Genomic DNA, 18,206 nt, shown 5'->3' on the forward strand with positions numbered 1-18,206 from the left:
AAAAGACAATCGAAAAGCAACAACAAGAGATTGAGCAGCTTAAAAAGATTGTCAAACAGCAGAGCGAAGAGCTAAAGTTGTTAAGGGCGATCTTTTTCAAACATTTGCCGCCCGATGACTTTAAGCAATATATGCTGGAGATAGAAAAATGAATGCAGAACTACTCCGAAAGCTTGGAAACATAGCAGCCGTTGGAACTATCAGCGAGGTTGTTGAAGCTAAAGCCCTGGTCAGGGTGACGCTACTTGATAGAGTGACTGATTTGCTGCCGGTGCTGATGTTTGCAAATACTTTTAAAAAGCATTTTGTGCCGCTTCGAGTCGGAGAGCAAGTGATTGTCATTTCTCCATACGGTGAGGCAAGCAGCGGTTTTGTGATCCGTGGTATTTTTAATCGTGGATGCAGAGAGCCCGAGCTTGCAAACGACACGACCGAGGTCATGGAGTTTGAAGACGGCACGGTTGTTTTGTATGACACAAAAGCAAAGGTTCTTTTTCTTAATTGCGTACAAGACATAAAAGTGGTTGCCGGAGGAAAAATAGAGATTAAATGCCCGTCCGTAAGCATTGAAGGCAATGTCAATGTCATTGGCAATTTAAAAGTAAGCGGAACGATTGAAGATGTGAAAGGTGACTTGACATCACACAATCATCCCGACGCATCTACAAGGTAAAGGCAAGTCATGTACCAAGTAGGAATTGCAGAGTCAATTAGCAGAATACTTGAAACGCCTATCGGTACAAGAGTGATGCGTCCCGAGTTTGGAAGTAGGCTCCATGAGCTTATCGACAAACGAATGGATGAGAAGTGGAAACTTGATTTTGTGCGCTTTACTGCTGAAGCGATTGACAAGTGGGAAAAACGAGTGAAGCTCACTGATGTAGAGCTTCGCAAATTAGAAGACGGCAAGGTTTATTACACATTGCACTTTGACAATGGAGAGGAGATAGAGCGTGAATTTATTGGCGTTGCCTAAACCAGCAGTAATTGAAGAGCTTGAATATGAGACGCTTCTTGCTCAAAACATAGCTCAAGTTCAGCTTATCTTCCCTGCATGGAAGCCTATCGAGTCAGATGACTGGATGGTGCTTATCGAAAGCTTTACATATAAAGAGATGTTTCTTAGAGCGAGAATAAATGAGGCAATCAAAGCGATGCTACTGCCTACTTCGACCGGAACTGACCTTGACAACTTTGTTGCCGGTCTTGGAGTTGAGCGTCTTCCTGGTGCCTATCCTTATGCACAATATGAATTTGAGCTCAGTCGCATCTCATCCTCTGATGTAATCATTCCAGCTGGTCTGTCTTTAATCAGTGACGATGGAGCGTTTAAAAGCCGTTTAAAAAGCAATTTAACGATTGTTGCCGGAGAGATAAAAGCCGTCGGAGTTGTTGAGCTTGAGTCATTTATTGAGTTTGATGCTGCCAAAACAGAGAATATCACAACGCCATTGCCCTATGTGCTTAAAGCTAAATCACTTGATCCGTTCGCAAATGGAAGCAGACCGGAGAGTGATGAGGAACTGCGTGAGCGGTATCTTTTGTCTCTCTCAAGATTTAGCACTGCCGGAAGTGTTGGTAGTTACATTTATCACACAATGAGCTCCGATGAGCGTGTCGATGATGTGAGCGTTGTTTCTCCTTCACCTGGTGTCGTTAATGTTTATCTTGCATCAGCTGACGGCGTGGATGAGCAAATGATTGATCGTGTCGAAGTTGCCTTGAACCATGAAAAAGTAAGACCTTTGACGGACACCGTCAATGTAACGGCGGCAAATCCGGTCAATATTATTATCAATGCGTCAATAACTGTTTTTGACTTGAGTCGTGCTGTCAATATTGAAAGCACAATCAGAACCAATTTAAACCGCAGATTTAGAATAAAACAAAACCTCACGCTCTCGGACATCATAAGAAGCTGTCATGTTGATGGAGTTTATAAAGTCGTTATCAATGAGCCAACAAGCGATGTTGTTGCGACGGCAGCAGATGTCATCATTATCAACGAAGTTCAACTCTCATTTGAGGTGACTGCATGACGCTATTGCCTCAAAATGAAAGCTCGACACTTAAAGGGCTTGATAGTGTTTTTGAGAATGCTTCAACGCTTGATATTTCAGGAGTCACGATACTGCCTCAAGATGCAAGGGCTGAGCTGCTCCCATATCTCGCTCACATGCTTGATGTAAATATTTCGGGGTTATCTGAGACAGAGAGCAGAGCATTAATCGCAAATGCAATCGAAATACACCGCTATCAAGGGACTCTTTACGCAGTAAAAAAAGTATTGCTATCGGTGTTTTCTGAAGCTGAGATTTTAGAGTGGTTTGACATCGGTGGGGAGCCTTACACTTTTAACGCAAAAGTAACTATTGGTGTGTCGCTTGATGCTGTCTTTGACGCAAAGAAGTTCGAGAAGTGCAGAGAGCTTATCAATTCTGCCAAAAATGCCCGTTCGCATTTTCTCAACTTTTATGTAGAGCTGCCAAAAAGCAAAGGTCTTCTCGGATGTGATACTGGCTTAAACTGGATAACTGACACATCGGGTCAAACAGACCTCAAGCAGAGTTCAGGCGGTGCTTTAAATAACTACTGGGGAGCAGCTTATGTTGATGGATCACGGCTAACAACGACAAAAAAAGACAATGCAAAGGCTGACCTTTCTCTTGCATGTGCAAGCGTGCAAAGAGTCGAGAGTCAAACAGACCTCTTGCTCCAAAAGAGCATGGGGTTTGAATTTAACGCAATAGGAGGAATTACATGGCGAATCTAACCGCCGTACCAACCAATCAGGGTATCGGCATATTAAACACTGAGTTGAGAAATCAGGTCACTAAGTTCGTTCTCATTGGTGCAACTAATTACACGAACGCAACGCTTGACGCAATCTTAACCGACACCGAGGTCGTGACTTATACCGACATTCAGGGATATGTTTTTTATCACGGTGTTGTTGAGACTGCATATTTTGATGATGAGGGCGTGCTTACTTTTGAGCTGCTTTTGCCACTCGAGGAGGACTTGCAAAAATATACTTTTGCGGTAGGTCTTGTCTCGACTGACAATCAGCTAGTAAGTATCACACCGACTCCAAAGATAGTGCTTATCTCAGGTGTCGGCGGCACATTTGTCGTCAAGGTGGCGGTAAAGGGCAGTCCTGGCGTGATTGTCTTTAAAAATAGTGAGTATGTGACACCGGCTGAGCTCTTGAACCATAAACAAAATGTTTTAAGACCAGTCGTAGCAAACGCAACGAACTATTTTGATTTGACAAATAAACTAATTGATAAAGGAGTAATCGATGTTAACAACTGAGGAGTTGAATTTAGCAATTGAAGAGTTGCTAAATAAAGCAAGAGAGGTTTTCAATAAATACGACGGAGCTTTCGCTGCAATCGGAAGTCAATCAGGTGCGGCAGTGCAAGGATTGAACGCTTTGCATTATGAGCTTATGTCTGAACTGCAAGAGTTGGCAAATGGTGTCGGTCTTGAGCATGAGTGGGACGGTACATCTGTGCGTTTCAAACAAAACGACGGCACTTGGGGTCAATGGGTAAATCTTCAAGCTCCATCAGGCTTTGATTATGAGGATGCTGCAAATCCTGGCATTAATGTCAATCCTACTGTCTTGAATGCAAAATGGCTCAATATCACTACAGCTGAGCTTTTTGTTTGCTCAGATAATACACCAGGTGCGAACATGTGGACTGGGAGCAATGGCACGACTATTCAGCCGAACCAACTGCCGACAAATCCGACAAATACATTTCCGGCGACGCTTTACAATAACCAAACATACAATCACACCTTTGCGGGTGCTACTGATGCAGACGGCACCGTAACGCATTACATTGTGGATCAAATCTCAAGCGCACATTTGAGTGTTGCAACTTTTGAGGTTGCCGCTGGCTCTGCTCATGTGTTTACGGTCGGAAGCGTGACAACGGATGAGACTGTAACCTTCAGGGTTCGTGCAAAAGACAATTATGGCTCTTATAGCTCAGGTATCACCGTAACGGCTCAACTCAAGCTCTCAAGCATTGGGGTACCTGGAGGAGTTGGATTTGGTGTCGGTGTTGCACCTGATACGCTTGTCACTTCTTTTGGCTTGACTCCGATGACCGGATACAATGACCCGGCACACGCAAACTTTGGAAACTATACTGATGCTTCAGGCTCGGTGATGGTTTATATTCCTAAGCACTATGTGAAACTTTCGCTCAACACGGCTGCACCTTACAACGGCTTGCAAGTTGACATCAGCGGCTCTGCTCAAGCTGGGTACGGCTTGCCGAGATGTTTTGTCAATAACGGTGTAGAGGTTGCCGGTATTTTCGTTGATAAGTACCTTGGTGGTAAAGAGGGAACGGTGATGGTTTCTAAGCGAAACCTTGATCCAGTCAGTACGGCAGCAGCTCACAATCCTATTACAACACTGACTGCAAACTCTCAAGCTCCAGCGGCTACTTATGAGGGTATGTATGCAGCAGTTAAAACGAGAGGAGCTAACTACTCGCTCACGACCATTTTTACTTATACGATGCTGGCAAACCTTGCCGATGCTCATTATCAAGCGTGCTATCGCAACAATAACTTTGCTCCGTGTGCATGGGCTGACATTGCACCTTATCAGCCGAAAGGGTGTAACAACAATGCTCTCAAGGATGTCAATGATGCGAATGTTGTTTATACGACTTCGCCATACAGTACATGTGGTCTGACGGGAGGCGTAACAGATACGGTGTTTGCAAAAATTGCTCACAACGGTCAAAAGTGCGGTGTAGTTGACCTAAACGGAAATATGCATGAGGTTGCAGCCGGTTACATTACAAGTGCCGCTGGAGCTCATTTGGTGCTCAAAGAGAGCATTGATGTCAAGAACCTCACTGCGGCGGTAGCCTACACAACGACCAATTATGATGCACTGACTATGCCTCTGACATTGAGCAACACTCAAGTCGCTTTCGGCAATGGAACAAATCAATTTTTCAGCGGTGAGACCGTCCGAACTAACAACGCTTATCGTCTTGATAATCTTGGCTTGCCTCTCAATGATAGTGCAGTCAGTGCAAGCGGTACGGATAGATTTGGCGGCGATGGTTTTTGGCGATACCAGGTGAACGAAATGTGTCCGTTTGTCGGCGGCGGTTGGTACAGTTCCGGTCTGTCCGGCGTGCGGGCTCGGAATTTGGTTGATGTTCGCTCGAGCTCGTCCACCGATGTTGGCGGCCGTGCCTGTTTGGTGCCTTCTGTAGCAGGGTGAGAACCCTGCGAATCCTAAATAAAGGAGAGTTATGACAGTTGATGCGGAGACTGCATTTGTCAGAAAATACATTGATTTTCTCAAGCAGTTAAATCTCTATCTCAATCACTTTCCAAGGCATGAGAAATATGCTTTGTGTCAGTCAATCAGGCAAGACGCTTACAATGTCTTTGACTTGATGGTTGAGGGTCAAAAGAGATATTACAAAAAGACCTCTTTGTCAAATATGGATGTTCAATTTGAGCAGCTTAAGGCAAAGATTTTGTTGGCTTATCATCTCGGTTACTTTGAGTTCAAAGACGGGAAGACGGATGAGAAAAATCCAACGACCATGAGCGAAAAGCGTTTTGCCGTTCTTTCAAGAATGGCTGATGAGCTCGGGCGCATGATTGGAGGATGGATTAAAAAGGTCAAAGAAGAAAATCAATGGTAACACCATCAGGCACCATACGATTATGTTTGTGTCCGATTGTCGGCGGCAATTGGAACAATTCCGGTCTGTCCGGCGTGCGGACTCGGAATTTGAATAATGTTCGCTCGAACTCGAACAACAATGTTGGCGGGCGTGACTGCAAATCCTCGTATTTCAAAAAGTGGATCGACAGGGATATGGTGTCTGGCTTTTTAGCGAAATATACTAAGACCTCGATTGTGGTAGGCACAGCCGAAGCTCTAAAGGGATTACATTTGAAGCGTTATGGAAATTTATACGAAGAGGTCATAAGCAGTGAGAATATGTTTAATGCCTTTCGAGACTCAAAGAACAATAAGCGAAACAAAAAGACCGTTTACCAGTTTGAGCTCAACTTTGGAAAAGAGATGGGCGACTTAATCCTTGAGTTAAGACAAGGCACTTATGAGCCGAAACCGTACAACAAATTTATAGTTTATGAACCAAAAAAGAGAGAGATATTTGCTCCGGCGTTTAGAGATATTGTTGTGCAGCATGCTTTGTATAGAGTGGTTTATCCTATCTTTGAAAAGGGTTTTATCACACAATCACATGGATGCAGAAAACATCACGGATGTCAAAGTGCGAGTGAGTATTTGCAAACGGTGATGAGAGACTCTGACCCGGAGAGCTACTTTCTCCAGCTGGACATTAGAAAGTATTTTTACTCGTTTGACAGAGCAGCTTTAAAAGGCATGCTTGAGAGAAAAATCAAAGACAAGGCGGTCATTGATCTGCTGATGCAATTTACCAAATATGACTCTGACAAGGGCGTGCCTATTGGAAACTTGCTGTCTCAGCTTTATGGCTTGATTTACCTTAACCCTCTCGACCATTTTGTGAAGAGAGAACTCAAGGTTAAAAATTATGTCAGATATGTTGATGATTTTGTCCTGGTTGGTTTGACGCTTGAGCAGTCAAAAGAGTATCTGTCCCGGATTACGGATTTTCTAAAAAGTGAGCTTGGTCTTGAGCTATCAAAAGCAACAAGAGCCAAAATCAAACGGGGCATTAACTTCGTAGGGTATCGCACTTGGCAATCTCATAGGCTTGTCAGAAAGTATGCGATGCACAAATTTAGAAGAGCGTGCAAAAAACAAAAAGTGGAGTCTATTGCGAGCATGCTTGGTCATGCGAAAAACACGCAAACAATTCCCTATTACAAAAGAATCTTGGAGGAGTGCGACATGGTTCAAAAGTTACCCACAAAAATTCAAAGGAGTCTGACATGAGATATTTTAGTTTTGTTGATGAAAAGACAAGCGATGCAACACTGAGCTTGGTTTATCACAACTTGCCAAATGACAAAATCAAAATCTACCCGACAGCAGAGGGCAAGGTTTGCTCGGTTGATGGTACGGATGAAGAAATCTTGGAGTGGCTCGATGCTCAGGTTGTCGAAATGACTGACATCGATGTTGCTGCTTTTACGCTTGGAAAATCACAAAGCGAGCAGTGGATGCTCGAGTGGCAGTTTATGAAAAAACAGCGTGCGTCTGAGCTTACAATCGCAACCGTTGTCGTGAACTCTATTGAGTACGATGCTGATGAGACCGCAATGGATAGGGTTGACCGTATCCTTACGCTGGCAAATTGGAAGTTCAATCAAGCCGTTGCCGGAGGTATGACAGCAGCTGAAGCTTATGCGGCTGTTTACAAGACGACCGTTGTTTGGAAAGGCAAAGATAACGAGTTCCACGACATTCAAATTGAAAGCCTTGCTAAGGCTCAAGAAGCGGCAATCAATAAAATGAAAACCGTTTGGGAGAAATACGAATGAAAGTAGCTTTTTACAAAGTCACTCAGCAAAATGCAACCGCTCTTGACAAAGTGATTGCTTGGTGGACGAGTGATTTTAAAGAAAAGTTTAACGGTGGCTGGAAGCTCGGATACTCTCACACTGAGATTGTTTTCTCGGATGGAGTGATGATTTCATCATCTCCAAGAGAAGCGACAGTTAGAGCCAAAGAGCATACGATCAACACTGAAGCATGGGATTATATTGATGTTTCAGGCTTGGACGAGTCAACTGCCCGGGTATTTGCCGAGACACAGCTTGGTAAGTCTTATGACTGGTTCGGTGTTTCAGGCTTTGTTGTGGCGGTCAGGGATAATGAGTCAAAGTGGTTTTGCTCAGAGCTATCAAGCCGAATACTTCAAATCGCCGGTTGCGTCAAATTAGGTGAGTTTAATCCAGGGAGAATAAGCCCAAATAGACTCTATAAACTACTTCAAAGGAGATAACATGGCATCAAATTACGGTGTAAATACCATCACAACGGTCAACGCTGCGAGACCAATTAAAATCGCAAGCTCCACTCCAATCGGTATCGCTGCGACAGCGTTACTTGACATAAACAATACGGCTGATGCTGCAATCATTGCAGAGCTTACAGAAAACAGCGGTCTTTTGTATTACGGAAGTCCTGACGAAGCTCTTGAGGTATTCAGTGAGAACCTCGGAACCGTGCGAAATGCGCTTGACGGTATTGTGGATCAAAATGTAAATTGTCCGGTTGTTCTCTCAATCGTTCAAATCACTGCGCTACAAAAAGCAGCTGGAGAGCCGGAGGAGTTTTACGCTGAGCCTGAGATTAAAAGTGACATCATCACTGCAATCGGAGCTTTGAGAAAATCGTCTGCAAGATTTGGAGTTAAACCAAACTTACTAATCGCTCCATATTTCTCACATGACCTTGATGTTAATGCTGAACTCAAAGCGGTTGCAGATGGACTTCTTGCAACTGGTATCATCGATCTAAATGCAGACGATGAGGCTGACGCAAACACTAAGATTGCAAATTACGGCACAAAACGCCTTTTGATTTGTGACCCTTATGTCAAGGTTTGGGATACGGTTGCAAGTGCAGCAGCTTATGAGCCTATGTCTGCAAGGATAGCGGGTATGATCGCACGAACTGACAGCGAGGTTGAGTATGGATGGGCTGACAGCTTCTCCAATAGAGTTGTAAACGGCATCAGTGGAACAAAGCGTGATGTTGAGTTTACTCCAGGGCAAGAGTGTGAAGCTGATCGCTTGAGAACCAAAGCGGTAACAACGCTTATTCGTTATCAAGGCTTCAGAGCATGGGGCGGCGAGACGACTGATATTGACCCGATTTGGCAAGACCTTACAAGAGTGCGTGTATTCGACCGTGTATGTGAGGCTGCTCTTGAGGGGTTGTTTTGGGCAATTGACCGTCGAGCTGACATTTTAAAAAGTGCAAAAGACTCCGTTGAGCAAATGCTCTTGGCTCTTAAAGGCTCTCAAGTATTGCTCGGCTTCAATGTGTACTGGGATCCAAACAAGAATACCAGGGCGAACATTACAGCCGGTAAGTTTTACATGGTTGCTGAGATGCAAAACATGCCTATCGTCAAGCGTCTTGAGGTCAACTTCAGCTATGTTGACAAATACGCTGATGTTCTCATCAAACAAATTTCATAAAAGGAGTAGATCATGGCTGATGTAAGAAAATCACAAACAATCAACGGGGCGGTAGTTTATGTTGAGGGAATGGGCTTTGTCGGCACAACCTCAGAGGTTGAGCTTCCGGCAATTGAGTTCGAGACATTTGAAGGGAACGGCGGCGTTTATAAAAGAGACATTAACACTTTGATGCTCAAGGCGTTGACAACAAAGCTAAAGTTCGGCGAATACAATAAGGTTCTTTACGAGAGCTTAGGCAAACATGGGACGGAAGAGACAAGCATTTATGTTAAATGGAATGTCACCGGTAAAAAAGGAAACTTCTCTCATGTAGCAACCTTCAGAGGAGAAATTAAGAAGTTTGAGTCTCCAAAGGTTGAATACGGCAAAGAGACGGCGGCTAGTATGGAGCTGGCTTGCTCATTCTATAAGCTTGAGGAGGACGGCACGACTCAACTGCTTATTGACCTTGACGCTTATGTGTGTGAGATTGACGGCAAAGATGTGTGGCAAGAGCTTCGAGAAAACATTTTATAAGGAGTAAACAGTGAAAAAAATTACTATTAACGGAAAAGAAGTAACGGTTAGAGAGCCAAAAGTGCGAGATATGCGTGCAGTTGCACATCATGCAAGCGAAGAGGATAAAGAGGTACATTTGATTGCAAATCTTACCGGTATGAGTGTCGATGAGATTGATGACTTAAGTGTCCAAGATTACAAGAAGCTACAAAAAGAGTTGCATGATTTTTTGGCTTAATTGGCGTGCCGTGGAGCGACATGCTCATCGGCATAGCTTCTTTGGGCAATATGTTTAATCAAGGGTATTGCGACTCTCTCGAGATGTTTGTTTCGGACTTTGTGGTTCTTAATAAAATGGCTCAAGATGAGATGATAAGAAGAGCTGAGGGTTAAATAAACCCTCGCTTTAAACGGTGTTTAAACGGTTGAAAAAAGTGTTTTATCAGCTGTTTACAGAGTGTTTAAAAGAAGCAATGATTTTATAAAAGAGTGGAACGAAAAAGAAAATGCTGAAGCTGATTGCAAAAGGTAAATTGTAATCCGGTAGCGTTCTCCAGTAGTAGTTCACCGCAATAGTTAATAAAATAGAAAGGATAAGAGATGTCATTGAAAGCAATGGGACTTGGTATCGTAATTGGAGCAGCTGTTTCATCATCTTTTAAATCCTCAATTGGTACCGCAATTAATAGCATAGGTGGACTTAAAGAAAAGATAAACGGACTCAACTCTCAAAGGGTTGAGCTTCGTAAAATGGACACTGAGTCTTCAAAAATTGAACTTAGAAAAGTTAATGCTGAGCTTCTAAAGCTCAAAAAAGATGCAATTATTCATCTGAAATTTGAGACCAAAAAAGAAGAGCTTTTGGCTCAGAAAAACGCTATTTTGGGAGTGCTTGGAACTGCAATGGTTATCAGGGCTCCCATTATGGCTCAAATGCAAGTCGAGCAAGCTCAAGGCGAAATATCATCTCTTGGCATTAACGAAGCCGGTATCCAAAAAATCACAAAAGCCGGTCGAGAATTTAGTAATCAGTTTGCCGGTACAACTACAAGCGATTTTATCAAAGCAAGCTACGACATTAAATCCGGTATAGCCTCTTTATCTGATGAGGGTGTTGCTAAGTTTACGAGTTTAGCAGCGATGACAGCTACTGCGACAAAAGCTTCAACATCTGAAATGACAAAGCTTTTTGCGCTTGGATATGGAATTTATAGAGACCAGTTTAAAAGTGACTTTGATTTTGGTGAGAAATTCAGTGCAGCAATCTCTACCTCGGTTATGGCATTTAGAACGGATGGTGTTGACTTAAGCACAGGCTTATCAACTCTTGGTGCAGTCGCAACAAAATTCGGCGTTAGTTTATCTGAGCAGCTTTCAATTATAGGAAATGCCAAAGGTGCGTTTAACTCTGCATCTGAAGCCGCAACCAGTTATCGTGCGTTCTTGATGAATGTTGGAAAAGCTCAAGAGAAGCTCGGAGTCCAAATGACAGACTCTCAAGGCAAGATGCTTCCTATGTCTCAAATTCTTGAGAGTTTAAAGGATAAGTTTGGAGACTTGGAAAAAGTTGAAAACATGGACAAGCTCAAAGAAGCTTTCGGAAGTGATGAAGCAGTTAAGATCGTGACCGCTCTTATTGATAAAACAAAAGATTTGACAGCGAGCCAAAAACAGATTAATGATGAGATGGAAAAAGGCACTAGCATAACCAAGCAAATGGCTGATGCAATGCAAAGAGGCAAGGGGTTTGAGCTGCTTGGTCAGCAAATTGGAAATCTCGGAGCGAGCATAGGAAAAATATTCATGCCGGCAGCGACTTTACTTGCAAGCGGTATCGGCGTGATGGTAAACGGCGTTGATGGTTTTATCAATACATTTCCCGTTCTTAGCTCTGTTATCGGCGGTGTTGCAATGGGATTTTTTGGACTTGTCGCAGTCATTAAAATTGCTACGATAACAAAAACACTTTTCCAAATGGCAACAATTGTTTTGAGGGGCTCATTGCTTGCTCAAATACCGGTCGTAAATGGTCTCAGACTAGCCTTTAACAGATTGAGTCTCACAAAGATGCTGACATCTGCAAAAACTGGAGTTTTAACAGCTATGCAATGGGCTTACAATACGGCTGCAACTGTGGGAAGTGGTGCATCATTAAAGTTTGGTGCCGCTTTGAGATTTGTTGGCAGTGGCATTGCTTGGATCGGCTTGGCAGTTCTCGCAATAGCTGGAGCCGCTTACGCTATTTATACTTACTGGGAGCCAATTAAAGGTTTTTTCTCAAGCGTTTGGAATAGTGTTTTATCGATATTTGGTGCAGCTAAAGACGGGATAAAAATGGCTTTATCTTTTAGCCCTATTGGTTTAATTGCTATGCACTGGGAACCAATCAGAGGCTTTTTTGTTTGGGTTTGGAACTCTGTTTTATCCGTATTTGGTCAGGCTTGGACGGCAATCACTGGAGTCCTTGGCTTTAATCCAATTGGTATCGTCATGCAGAGCTGGGAAGGGATAAAGACTTATTTTATCAATCTATGGCAAGGGCTTGTTGCTGGATTTGTCAAGACATTTGAAAAAGTCGGAGAGATGTGGGGAAGTGTCAAAAGCTTCTTGGGCTTTGGGGATGACAAAGACACAAAGAAAACCGTCAAGCTGACAAATAATACTCAAAACATAGGTAGTGAGGTATTTAAAAAAGATGTCAAGGTCACCGAGAGCAAGACAGTAGCTCCAGTCATTAAGCCGATTGCGGTATCGGATAAGGGGTATCAGGCACCTCAACCAAAACCAATCGCATTATCTGAGTCAAGGAAACAAAGCATAAAACCAGTAAACAACACCGAGGTAAGTGCTGGAGGCGGTTCATCTGCTGCCAAAAAAACTGCGGCTGCTGTTATGATCGGAGGCTCTCTCGTTGCTGCGCCTCAAAGTATGCCAGCAAGTACCGTAATGCCTAAGACTCACATTGCACCGGCTACACAAACAGCTAAAGAGTCAAAGTCTCCACAGCAGTATAAAATCGATGTTACTTTCACCGGAGACATCATCGTCAAAGCTACTGACGGTAAAGTGGTCGAAGCCGGGCAGTTAAAAAGCAATCTTGAAGACCAGGTTAGAGTTGCTCTTTCAAGGATTAAAGACAGTGCAAAAAATAGAAGTTTTGAAGACGAGGTGATTTGATGTTTTACGCAATGATAGGAGAGTATCAGTTGGAGCTCACGAAGCATCAGCTTGATGAACTTTCATACTCACTTGAGTTTGGTTGGAAAAAGATTGATCGTCTTGCAACGCTACCGGCTTTTCAGTCTGTCAATGAATATTCGGAAACGATAGAGCTCAAGGCTTCTTTGATTATGCAAAAGCAAAGCGTGCTTGATGAGTTCATACAGACCGCAAAAGAGAAAAAGCCTCTTTTTATGGTGCTTGGATACGGCAAGGTAATCGGAAATGTATTGGTGCAGTCTATTCAGGTTACAAGTAGAGACTTTGTGCGAGACGGCAAGGCTGTCAAGCGTGATGTATCAATCTCACTGGCAAGGTATTACGATGCTTAGATATATAGCAAATGATGGCGATAGATTAGACAAAATCATTTATGACAATTACAAGACGCTTGATGTTTTTAAGTCGGTTATGGATGTTAATAAACATATATACGGCAAGACAATACTTGACGCTGGAGATATTGTCTATCTACCGACAATAGAAAATCAAATCAAAGTAAAAGAGCTTAAATCACTATGGAATTGACACCAATTTTCGCCATTCAGGCAAACGGTACCGATGTTACCGGTCATATCGCCAAGAACCTTATTGATTTACAATTTAAAGATGAGGACGGCAATGTTAGTGATGAGCTGACAATCAATGTTTATGGAGACTTCCAGCGTCCAAAGTATCAAGATGAGCTCAAGCTTTGGCTTGGCTACAAAGAAAGCGGTGTTTTTTATTGCGGTCTCTTTAAGGTGCAAACCAGCGAGCGAACTGACAACCATATACTCAAAATAACTGCAACTGGTGCGGACTTTGGTGACTCTATAAAGCAAAAGAAGAGTCGAAGTTTTGAGAAGATGAGTGTTAAGGCTTTGTGCGAGCAAATAGCATCTCACAACGGTCTTACGCTTAATAGTGACTATGATGATGTCTTCATCTCTCATCAGGCTCAAAACAATGAAAGCGACTTGCATTTTTTAAAGCGACTCGCTGGAGAGCTTAATGCGATTTTTAGCATAAAAAATAATGTCCTGGTCTTTCTGAAGAAACAAAAAGACGGCAAAAAGAATGATGCGCTCCCTGAGTTCTTTATTGACGCAAACAAAGTCTCAGGTCTTACCATAAAGCACTCAAATAAGCTTTTGTACTACTCTTGCAAAGCTGTTTGGCACGACACAAAAGACAATGTAAAAAAGGAAGTTGTTGTCGGTTCAGGTGCTCCTCAATTAGTCCTCGAGGGAAGCTTCAAGGATAAAGCAGACGCAAAGATAAAAGCAGAGGCGAAGCTTCAAAAAGCAAATCAAGGCATAAAATCAGGCTCATTCTCATGTGCTGGCGTTGAGATATATGCCGGAGGCAAGTTGACTCTATCAAATACATTAGGAGGTGAAGACGATGAAACTTACAGCATAAAAAGCGTGAGCCACACATTTTCGTCAAGTGGCTGGGAAACATCCGTAGAATTTGAAAACTAACTAAGCGAGAAGCAGCCACACCCTCAACTCCTCATGGCTGCTTTGACTATATCGGCATTTGCGCCGTTAATCTTTATCAATGAGGAGTACACATGAACACTACAAATAAACAGCTCAAGGCACCTTTCGGTTGGGTCGGCGGTAAGTCGAAACTTGCAAAAGACATCGTTGCGGCAATGCCGGATCATAGGCTATATGTTGAAGTCTTTGGAGGCGCATTAAATGTTCTTTATGCAAAACCAAAGCCTACCGGAACAAAGCAAGCAGAGGTCGTCAATGACATCAATGGAGACCTTATCAATCTGCATTGAATGATACAAACTCAGCCTCAAACACTCTCGTTCTATCTCAATAACATGCTTATAAGCCGTGCTATATTCGACGGCATCAAAAAAGGCTTTTATCGCCCACGCAATAAGATAGAGAGAGCGGCTTATTATTTCTACCAGTTGACTCAAAGCTTTGGCTCAAAAGGAGATAACTTTGCTATGTCTGCCAAGAGTAGAAAGCCTAAAAACATTTATAAAAGCTTTCAGGTGTGGAGCTCTCGTCTCAAGATGGTTACTATTGAGAATATGAGCTTTGAAGAGCTAATCCGAACCTATGACAGCGATGACGCTTTCTTTTATTGTGACCCGCCTTATGTTGACACTGAGTCATATTATAAGAACACTGGAGGCTTTGGTCATGCAGAGCATGAGAAACTTGCAAGCGCACTGGCAAAAGCAAAAGGAAAGTTCCTTGTATCATATAATGATTGTCGGCTGGTTAGAGAGCTATATAAGGAGTTCACTATCACAAAGACCAAAGAGATTGATTATACACTTGGTGCGAATGTGTCCGGGGTTAAGAAAAGCGTTCAAGAAGTCTTTATAACTAACTATTAAATACCATTTAAACGGTGTTTAATTTTGCACATAGAATGAAAGTATCCGACCCGTTTTAAAGGTTGGACTTTCATTTTAAATACAAAATACTATCATTTCAAAAACCGTTTTACAGGTGCGATTGCACAAATAGATGCTATAGCAAAACCTGACGGTGGTTTTAAAGACCTAAAAGATGTATTTGAAAAAACTTACAATCACGAGCTTTTGGTTTCAAAATCAATTCTGGATTTGGTTGATATTTCACTTAGCGAAAAAGATTATGCGACATTTAACTTTTTGCAATGGTATGTGAGTGAACAACACGAGGAAGAGAAACTTTTTAAAGATATCTTAGATAAATTTGAAATAATAGGCATGGAAGGAAGAGGTCTTTACATGATAGATAGAGAGATAGAGGCTCTACTAAGACAAAAATAACAATAAAAAAGCACACTTTGTGTGTGCTTTAGCTTTTTTAGGAGAATATAAATGGCAAAGGTCGCGATTTTTTATGGGAGCAGTACGGGAAATACCCAAAGAGCCGCTGAGCGAATTTTAGAAAATTTAGGCGGTAAAGAGAGTGTGGATATTTACAATATTGCTGATGTTTCTTTAGAAAAAATGTCAGAGTATGAAAAGTTGATTATCGGTACATCTACTTGGGGTGACGGAGATCTTCAAGATGATTGGGAAGATGTTTTTGAAGAGTTTAAAAAGGTTGATTTTAGCAACAAAACCGTTGCATTTTTTGGCTTGGGCGATCAAGAAGAGTATCCGGATGAGTTTTTAAGCGCTATGGGCATACTTTATGAAGTTGTTGTATCACAAGGTGCAAAAACTATAGGCGGATGGTCTATCGCAGGATATTATCATGACTCCTCAAAAGCGCAAGATGGAGAGAATTTCATTGGTTTGGCACTAGATGATGATAACCAAAGTGATGAAACTAACAATCGTATTGACACTTGGTGCGAACGGATTCGTTTGCAAATAATATAAAAAATATATATTAAAAAAACAGTTAGCCAGCAAAATCCACAACAGATAGTAGCCAGCAAGATAATAAATCTTACGAAGGATTACTATGAAAAAACTACCAATCAGTATTATTACAAGCATGTTGCTTCTTAGCCAACTTGGCGCTTCAGAGAAACTGGAGAGTATTGTCATTACTGCAAAATCTCCCTCTGCGGCTATAGATACGGCAGGAAGTTATACAATTATCTCGCAAGAAGAGATAAAGCAGATGAATGCAAACAATATAGCAGAAGTACTGCAAGAGTATGCAGGAATAAGTACAGGCGTAAATTCAGGTTCACAATACGGCAGATCATCTATAAACCTAAGAGGAATGGATTCTAAACACTCCTTGATACTAATAGACGGACGCAGAATAAGTGCAAGTGATGCACTTATAGGAATGAGCGATTTTGCATATAACTGGATACCTTTAAATGCAATAGAGAAGATAGAAGTTGTAAAAGGTCCTATGAGTTCGCTTTATGGCTCATCGGCAATCGGCGGAGTCATAAATATCATAACAAAAAAACCGCAAAATGAATTATCGGGTGAGTTTAGTGCAAAATACGGCATAAGTAGTGCAGATGGAGGAGATGAACAAGAGTACTCCATAAGCATTGGCGGCAAAATAACCGATAAATTATCTGCTATATTCTCAGGGCAGATAATAGATATAGAACCTACAAGAGATACCCCAAACGCTATACTGGCAAAGATGGAAGGCAGAGATAGTAAAAACGGTGCATTAAATCTTTGGTATGACATCGACGATACGCAGCAGATATCCATTTCATCCATGTTTGGTAACGAGATAAGGGATAACATTAAATATGATGAGTATTATGATATCGATAAATCTCACAATGCCATAGGTTATGAAAAAAGGTTTAATGATATAAAGATAAACTTAAAATATTATGTATCATCTCTTGATGCTCATAGTGATGATGCAAGTCTTTTATATCAACATAAAATGGATGATGAGGTTGCCAATGCCGAGTTTGCCGTAAGTGCATTTGCAAAAAACTACATAGTTGTCGGAGCTGAGAGAAGGACGGAAAAGTATCACAAAGCGTATGATAATACTCCTGCAAAAAATTTTAAAGATAAGATAGATTATACATCGCTATATTTGCAAGACGAAATAGAAGTGATGGATAAAACACTCTTAACACTTGGTGCTAGATATGATAAACATGAGAAATTTGGCGGAGAATTTAGTCCAAAAGCATATCTTGTTTATAAACTTGACGAAGCAAACAGACTTAAAGGCGGCTATGGACACGGATTTAATGCTCCATCTTTAACTCAAAACTCAGATGCTTATGTTCTCTCGTATCCGATTACGACAACACCTCCAATGCTCTTTTATAGATTTCATGGAAACAGCGGTTTAAAACCCGAAGTCTCAGATAGCTATGAGTTAGGATATGAGTATGCAAAAGATACGACCTCTTTTAAAACAACTGCTTTTTATACGAAAGTAAGCGATTTGATAACATATAAAGATAATGGCACTACGGTAAGCGGACCAATAACATATCAAGAAAAATTGTATTCAAATGTCAATGAAGCCACTATTTATGGGTTAGAAGTTGAGTATGAAAAAGAGAGGCTTTTGTCAAACTTAGACATCTACGTCGGTTATAGTTACCTCCATACAAAAGATGAGTCAACAGGTGAGGAGTTGTTGCTTAGACCATCTCATAAAGTTAATCTAAAATTGACTACACAGCTGCCTTATGACATTAAAAGTACTTTAAGAGTCAATTATATAGGCAAACAGTACAACGGTAATAAAGATATAGGTGCCTATGCAACGGTTGGGTTGCAGTTTTCAAAAGAGATATTGAAAAATCTAACGCTTTATGCGGGAGTTGAAAATCTTACCGATAAAGAGTTGGATGATGACTATGATTTTGCATTAAAAAGAAGATTGGTTTATAGCCGTCTTAATTATAAATTTTAA

General features: G+C 41.7%; 23 protein-coding genes. All 23 read left to right on the forward strand.

Features of this window, described 5'->3' with window-relative positions; translation table 11 throughout:
• The first annotated feature begins 148 nt into the window (after positions 1-148).
• The 23 genes from A2530_RS09955 to A2530_RS10065 all read left to right on the forward strand — a co-directional run bounded on the left by A2530_RS09955 (position 149) and on the right by A2530_RS10065 (position 18,206).
• On the forward strand, positions 149-673 hold the full coding sequence (locus A2530_RS09955) for a phage baseplate assembly protein V (protein WP_294885560.1): 525 nt from the start codon (positions 149-151) through the stop codon (positions 671-673).
• Positions 674-682: 9 nt separating this feature from the next.
• Positions 683-976 carry a GPW/gp25 family protein gene (locus A2530_RS09960; RefSeq protein WP_294891523.1) on the forward strand — a complete coding sequence of 98 codons (294 nt, stop codon included), beginning with the start codon at positions 683-685 and terminating at the stop codon, positions 974-976.
• Positions 954-2,039: a baseplate J/gp47 family protein gene (locus tag A2530_RS09965; protein ID WP_294891525.1), complete on the forward strand. Its 1,086-nt coding sequence runs from the start codon at positions 954-956 to the stop codon at positions 2,037-2,039. The genes A2530_RS09960 and A2530_RS09965 overlap by 23 nt, the downstream gene beginning before the upstream one ends.
• On the forward strand, positions 2,036-2,773 hold the full coding sequence (locus A2530_RS09970; protein WP_294885555.1) for a phage tail protein I: 738 nt from the start codon (positions 2,036-2,038) through the stop codon (positions 2,771-2,773). Before A2530_RS09965 ends, A2530_RS09970 begins: the two co-directional genes overlap by 4 nt.
• Positions 2,774-2,817: 44 nt before the next feature.
• On the forward strand, positions 2,818-3,315 hold the full coding sequence (locus A2530_RS09975; RefSeq protein ID WP_294885553.1) for a hypothetical protein: 498 nt from the start codon (positions 2,818-2,820) through the stop codon (positions 3,313-3,315).
• The gene (locus A2530_RS09980; RefSeq protein ID WP_294885552.1) at positions 3,302-5,263 is read left to right on the forward strand and encodes a hypothetical protein; all 1,962 of its coding nucleotides are present in this window, start codon (positions 3,302-3,304) and stop codon (positions 5,261-5,263) included. The genes A2530_RS09975 and A2530_RS09980 overlap by 14 nt, the downstream gene beginning before the upstream one ends.
• Before the next feature lie 31 nt (positions 5,264-5,294).
• Positions 5,295-5,696 (forward strand): four helix bundle protein, encoded by a 402-nt coding sequence (locus tag A2530_RS09985; protein WP_294885551.1) that lies wholly within the window; start codon positions 5,295-5,297, stop codon positions 5,694-5,696.
• A 254-nt stretch (positions 5,697-5,950) separates the two neighbouring features.
• Positions 5,951-6,946: a reverse transcriptase/maturase family protein gene (locus A2530_RS09990; protein WP_294885549.1), complete on the forward strand. Its 996-nt coding sequence runs from the start codon at positions 5,951-5,953 to the stop codon at positions 6,944-6,946.
• A complete protein-coding gene (locus tag A2530_RS09995) occupies positions 6,895-7,494 on the forward strand; it encodes a hypothetical protein (protein ID WP_294891526.1) in 600 nt (199 codons plus the stop codon). The genes A2530_RS09990 and A2530_RS09995 overlap by 52 nt, the downstream gene beginning before the upstream one ends.
• Entirely contained in the window at positions 7,476-7,958 is a 483-nt protein-coding gene (locus tag A2530_RS10000) for a hypothetical protein (protein WP_294885545.1), read from the forward strand. Before A2530_RS09995 ends, A2530_RS10000 begins: the two co-directional genes overlap by 19 nt.
• A gap of 1 nt (position 7,959) precedes the next feature.
• Positions 7,960-9,162, forward strand: a complete 1,203-nt coding sequence (locus A2530_RS10005; RefSeq protein ID WP_294885544.1) for a phage tail sheath subtilisin-like domain-containing protein — start codon at positions 7,960-7,962, stop codon at positions 9,160-9,162.
• A gap of 12 nt (positions 9,163-9,174) precedes the next feature.
• The gene (locus A2530_RS10010; RefSeq protein ID WP_294885542.1) at positions 9,175-9,681 is read left to right on the forward strand and encodes a phage major tail tube protein; all 507 of its coding nucleotides are present in this window, start codon (positions 9,175-9,177) and stop codon (positions 9,679-9,681) included.
• Between the two features lie 10 nt (positions 9,682-9,691).
• A complete protein-coding gene (locus tag A2530_RS10015; RefSeq protein ID WP_294885541.1) occupies positions 9,692-9,901 on the forward strand; it encodes a phage tail assembly protein in 210 nt (69 codons plus the stop codon).
• Between the two features lie 20 nt (positions 9,902-9,921).
• On the forward strand, positions 9,922-10,056 hold the full coding sequence (locus A2530_RS10020) for a hypothetical protein (protein WP_294885539.1): 135 nt from the start codon (positions 9,922-9,924) through the stop codon (positions 10,054-10,056).
• Between the two features lie 207 nt (positions 10,057-10,263).
• Positions 10,264-12,840 (forward strand): phage tail tape measure protein, encoded by a 2,577-nt coding sequence (locus A2530_RS10025; protein ID WP_294885538.1) that lies wholly within the window; start codon positions 10,264-10,266, stop codon positions 12,838-12,840.
• Positions 12,840-13,214 (forward strand): phage tail protein, encoded by a 375-nt coding sequence (locus A2530_RS10030; protein WP_294885537.1) that lies wholly within the window; start codon positions 12,840-12,842, stop codon positions 13,212-13,214. Before A2530_RS10025 ends, A2530_RS10030 begins: the two co-directional genes overlap by 1 nt.
• Entirely contained in the window at positions 13,207-13,410 is a 204-nt protein-coding gene (locus tag A2530_RS10035; protein ID WP_294885536.1) for a phage tail protein, read from the forward strand. Before A2530_RS10030 ends, A2530_RS10035 begins: the two co-directional genes overlap by 8 nt.
• Positions 13,401-14,348 carry a phage late control D family protein gene (locus tag A2530_RS10040; RefSeq protein WP_294885535.1) on the forward strand — a complete coding sequence of 316 codons (948 nt, stop codon included), beginning with the start codon at positions 13,401-13,403 and terminating at the stop codon, positions 14,346-14,348. The genes A2530_RS10035 and A2530_RS10040 overlap by 10 nt, the downstream gene beginning before the upstream one ends.
• Positions 14,349-14,440: 92 nt before the next feature.
• Complete coding sequence (locus A2530_RS10045; RefSeq protein ID WP_294885533.1) at positions 14,441-14,659, forward strand: DNA adenine methylase; 219 nt, start codon at positions 14,441-14,443, stop codon at positions 14,657-14,659.
• Positions 14,660-14,704: 45 nt separating this feature from the next.
• A complete protein-coding gene (locus A2530_RS10050; RefSeq protein WP_294885571.1) occupies positions 14,705-15,235 on the forward strand; it encodes a DNA adenine methylase in 531 nt (176 codons plus the stop codon).
• A gap of 129 nt (positions 15,236-15,364) precedes the next feature.
• Positions 15,365-15,655 (forward strand): ferritin, encoded by a 291-nt coding sequence (locus A2530_RS10055; RefSeq protein WP_294885570.1) that lies wholly within the window; start codon positions 15,365-15,367, stop codon positions 15,653-15,655.
• A gap of 51 nt (positions 15,656-15,706) precedes the next feature.
• Complete coding sequence (locus A2530_RS10060; protein ID WP_294885531.1) at positions 15,707-16,216, forward strand: flavodoxin; 510 nt, start codon at positions 15,707-15,709, stop codon at positions 16,214-16,216.
• A gap of 85 nt (positions 16,217-16,301) precedes the next feature.
• Entirely contained in the window at positions 16,302-18,206 is a 1,905-nt protein-coding gene (locus A2530_RS10065; protein ID WP_294885529.1) for a TonB-dependent siderophore receptor, read from the forward strand.

The organism is Sulfurimonas sp. RIFOXYD2_FULL_34_21 (assembly GCF_001830805.1).
Classification (GTDB): domain Bacteria; phylum Campylobacterota; class Campylobacteria; order Campylobacterales; family Sulfurimonadaceae; genus Sulfurimonas.

What these genes read in the sequence shown, in the direction of transcription:
- A2530_RS09955 (WP_294885560.1), top strand. Translation starts at nt 149, where the DNA reads ATGAATGCAGAACTACTCCGAAAGCTTGGAAACATAGCAGCCGTTGGA.
- A2530_RS09960 (WP_294891523.1), top strand. Translation starts at nt 683, where the DNA reads ATGTACCAAGTAGGAATTGCAGAGTCAATTAGCAGAATACTTGAAACG.
- A2530_RS09970 (WP_294885555.1), top strand. Translation starts at nt 2,036, where the DNA reads ATGACGCTATTGCCTCAAAATGAAAGCTCGACACTTAAAGGGCTTGAT.
- A2530_RS09980 (WP_294885552.1), top strand. Translation starts at nt 3,302, where the DNA reads ATGTTAACAACTGAGGAGTTGAATTTAGCAATTGAAGAGTTGCTAAAT.
- A2530_RS09985 (WP_294885551.1), top strand. Translation starts at nt 5,295, where the DNA reads ATGACAGTTGATGCGGAGACTGCATTTGTCAGAAAATACATTGATTTT.
- A2530_RS10005 (WP_294885544.1), top strand. Translation starts at nt 7,960, where the DNA reads ATGGCATCAAATTACGGTGTAAATACCATCACAACGGTCAACGCTGCG.
- A2530_RS10010 (WP_294885542.1), top strand. Translation starts at nt 9,175, where the DNA reads ATGGCTGATGTAAGAAAATCACAAACAATCAACGGGGCGGTAGTTTAT.
- A2530_RS10020 (WP_294885539.1), top strand. Translation starts at nt 9,922, where the DNA reads ATGCTCATCGGCATAGCTTCTTTGGGCAATATGTTTAATCAAGGGTAT.
- A2530_RS10025 (WP_294885538.1), top strand. Translation starts at nt 10,264, where the DNA reads ATGTCATTGAAAGCAATGGGACTTGGTATCGTAATTGGAGCAGCTGTT.
- A2530_RS10030 (WP_294885537.1), top strand. Translation starts at nt 12,840, where the DNA reads ATGTTTTACGCAATGATAGGAGAGTATCAGTTGGAGCTCACGAAGCAT.
- A2530_RS10035 (WP_294885536.1), top strand. Translation starts at nt 13,207, where the DNA reads ATGCTTAGATATATAGCAAATGATGGCGATAGATTAGACAAAATCATT.
- A2530_RS10040 (WP_294885535.1), top strand. Translation starts at nt 13,401, where the DNA reads ATGGAATTGACACCAATTTTCGCCATTCAGGCAAACGGTACCGATGTT.
- A2530_RS10045 (WP_294885533.1), top strand. Translation starts at nt 14,441, where the DNA reads ATGAACACTACAAATAAACAGCTCAAGGCACCTTTCGGTTGGGTCGGC.
- A2530_RS10050 (WP_294885571.1), top strand. Translation starts at nt 14,705, where the DNA reads ATGCTTATAAGCCGTGCTATATTCGACGGCATCAAAAAAGGCTTTTAT.
- A2530_RS10060 (WP_294885531.1), top strand. Translation starts at nt 15,707, where the DNA reads ATGGCAAAGGTCGCGATTTTTTATGGGAGCAGTACGGGAAATACCCAA.
- A2530_RS10065 (WP_294885529.1), top strand. Translation starts at nt 16,302, where the DNA reads ATGAAAAAACTACCAATCAGTATTATTACAAGCATGTTGCTTCTTAGC.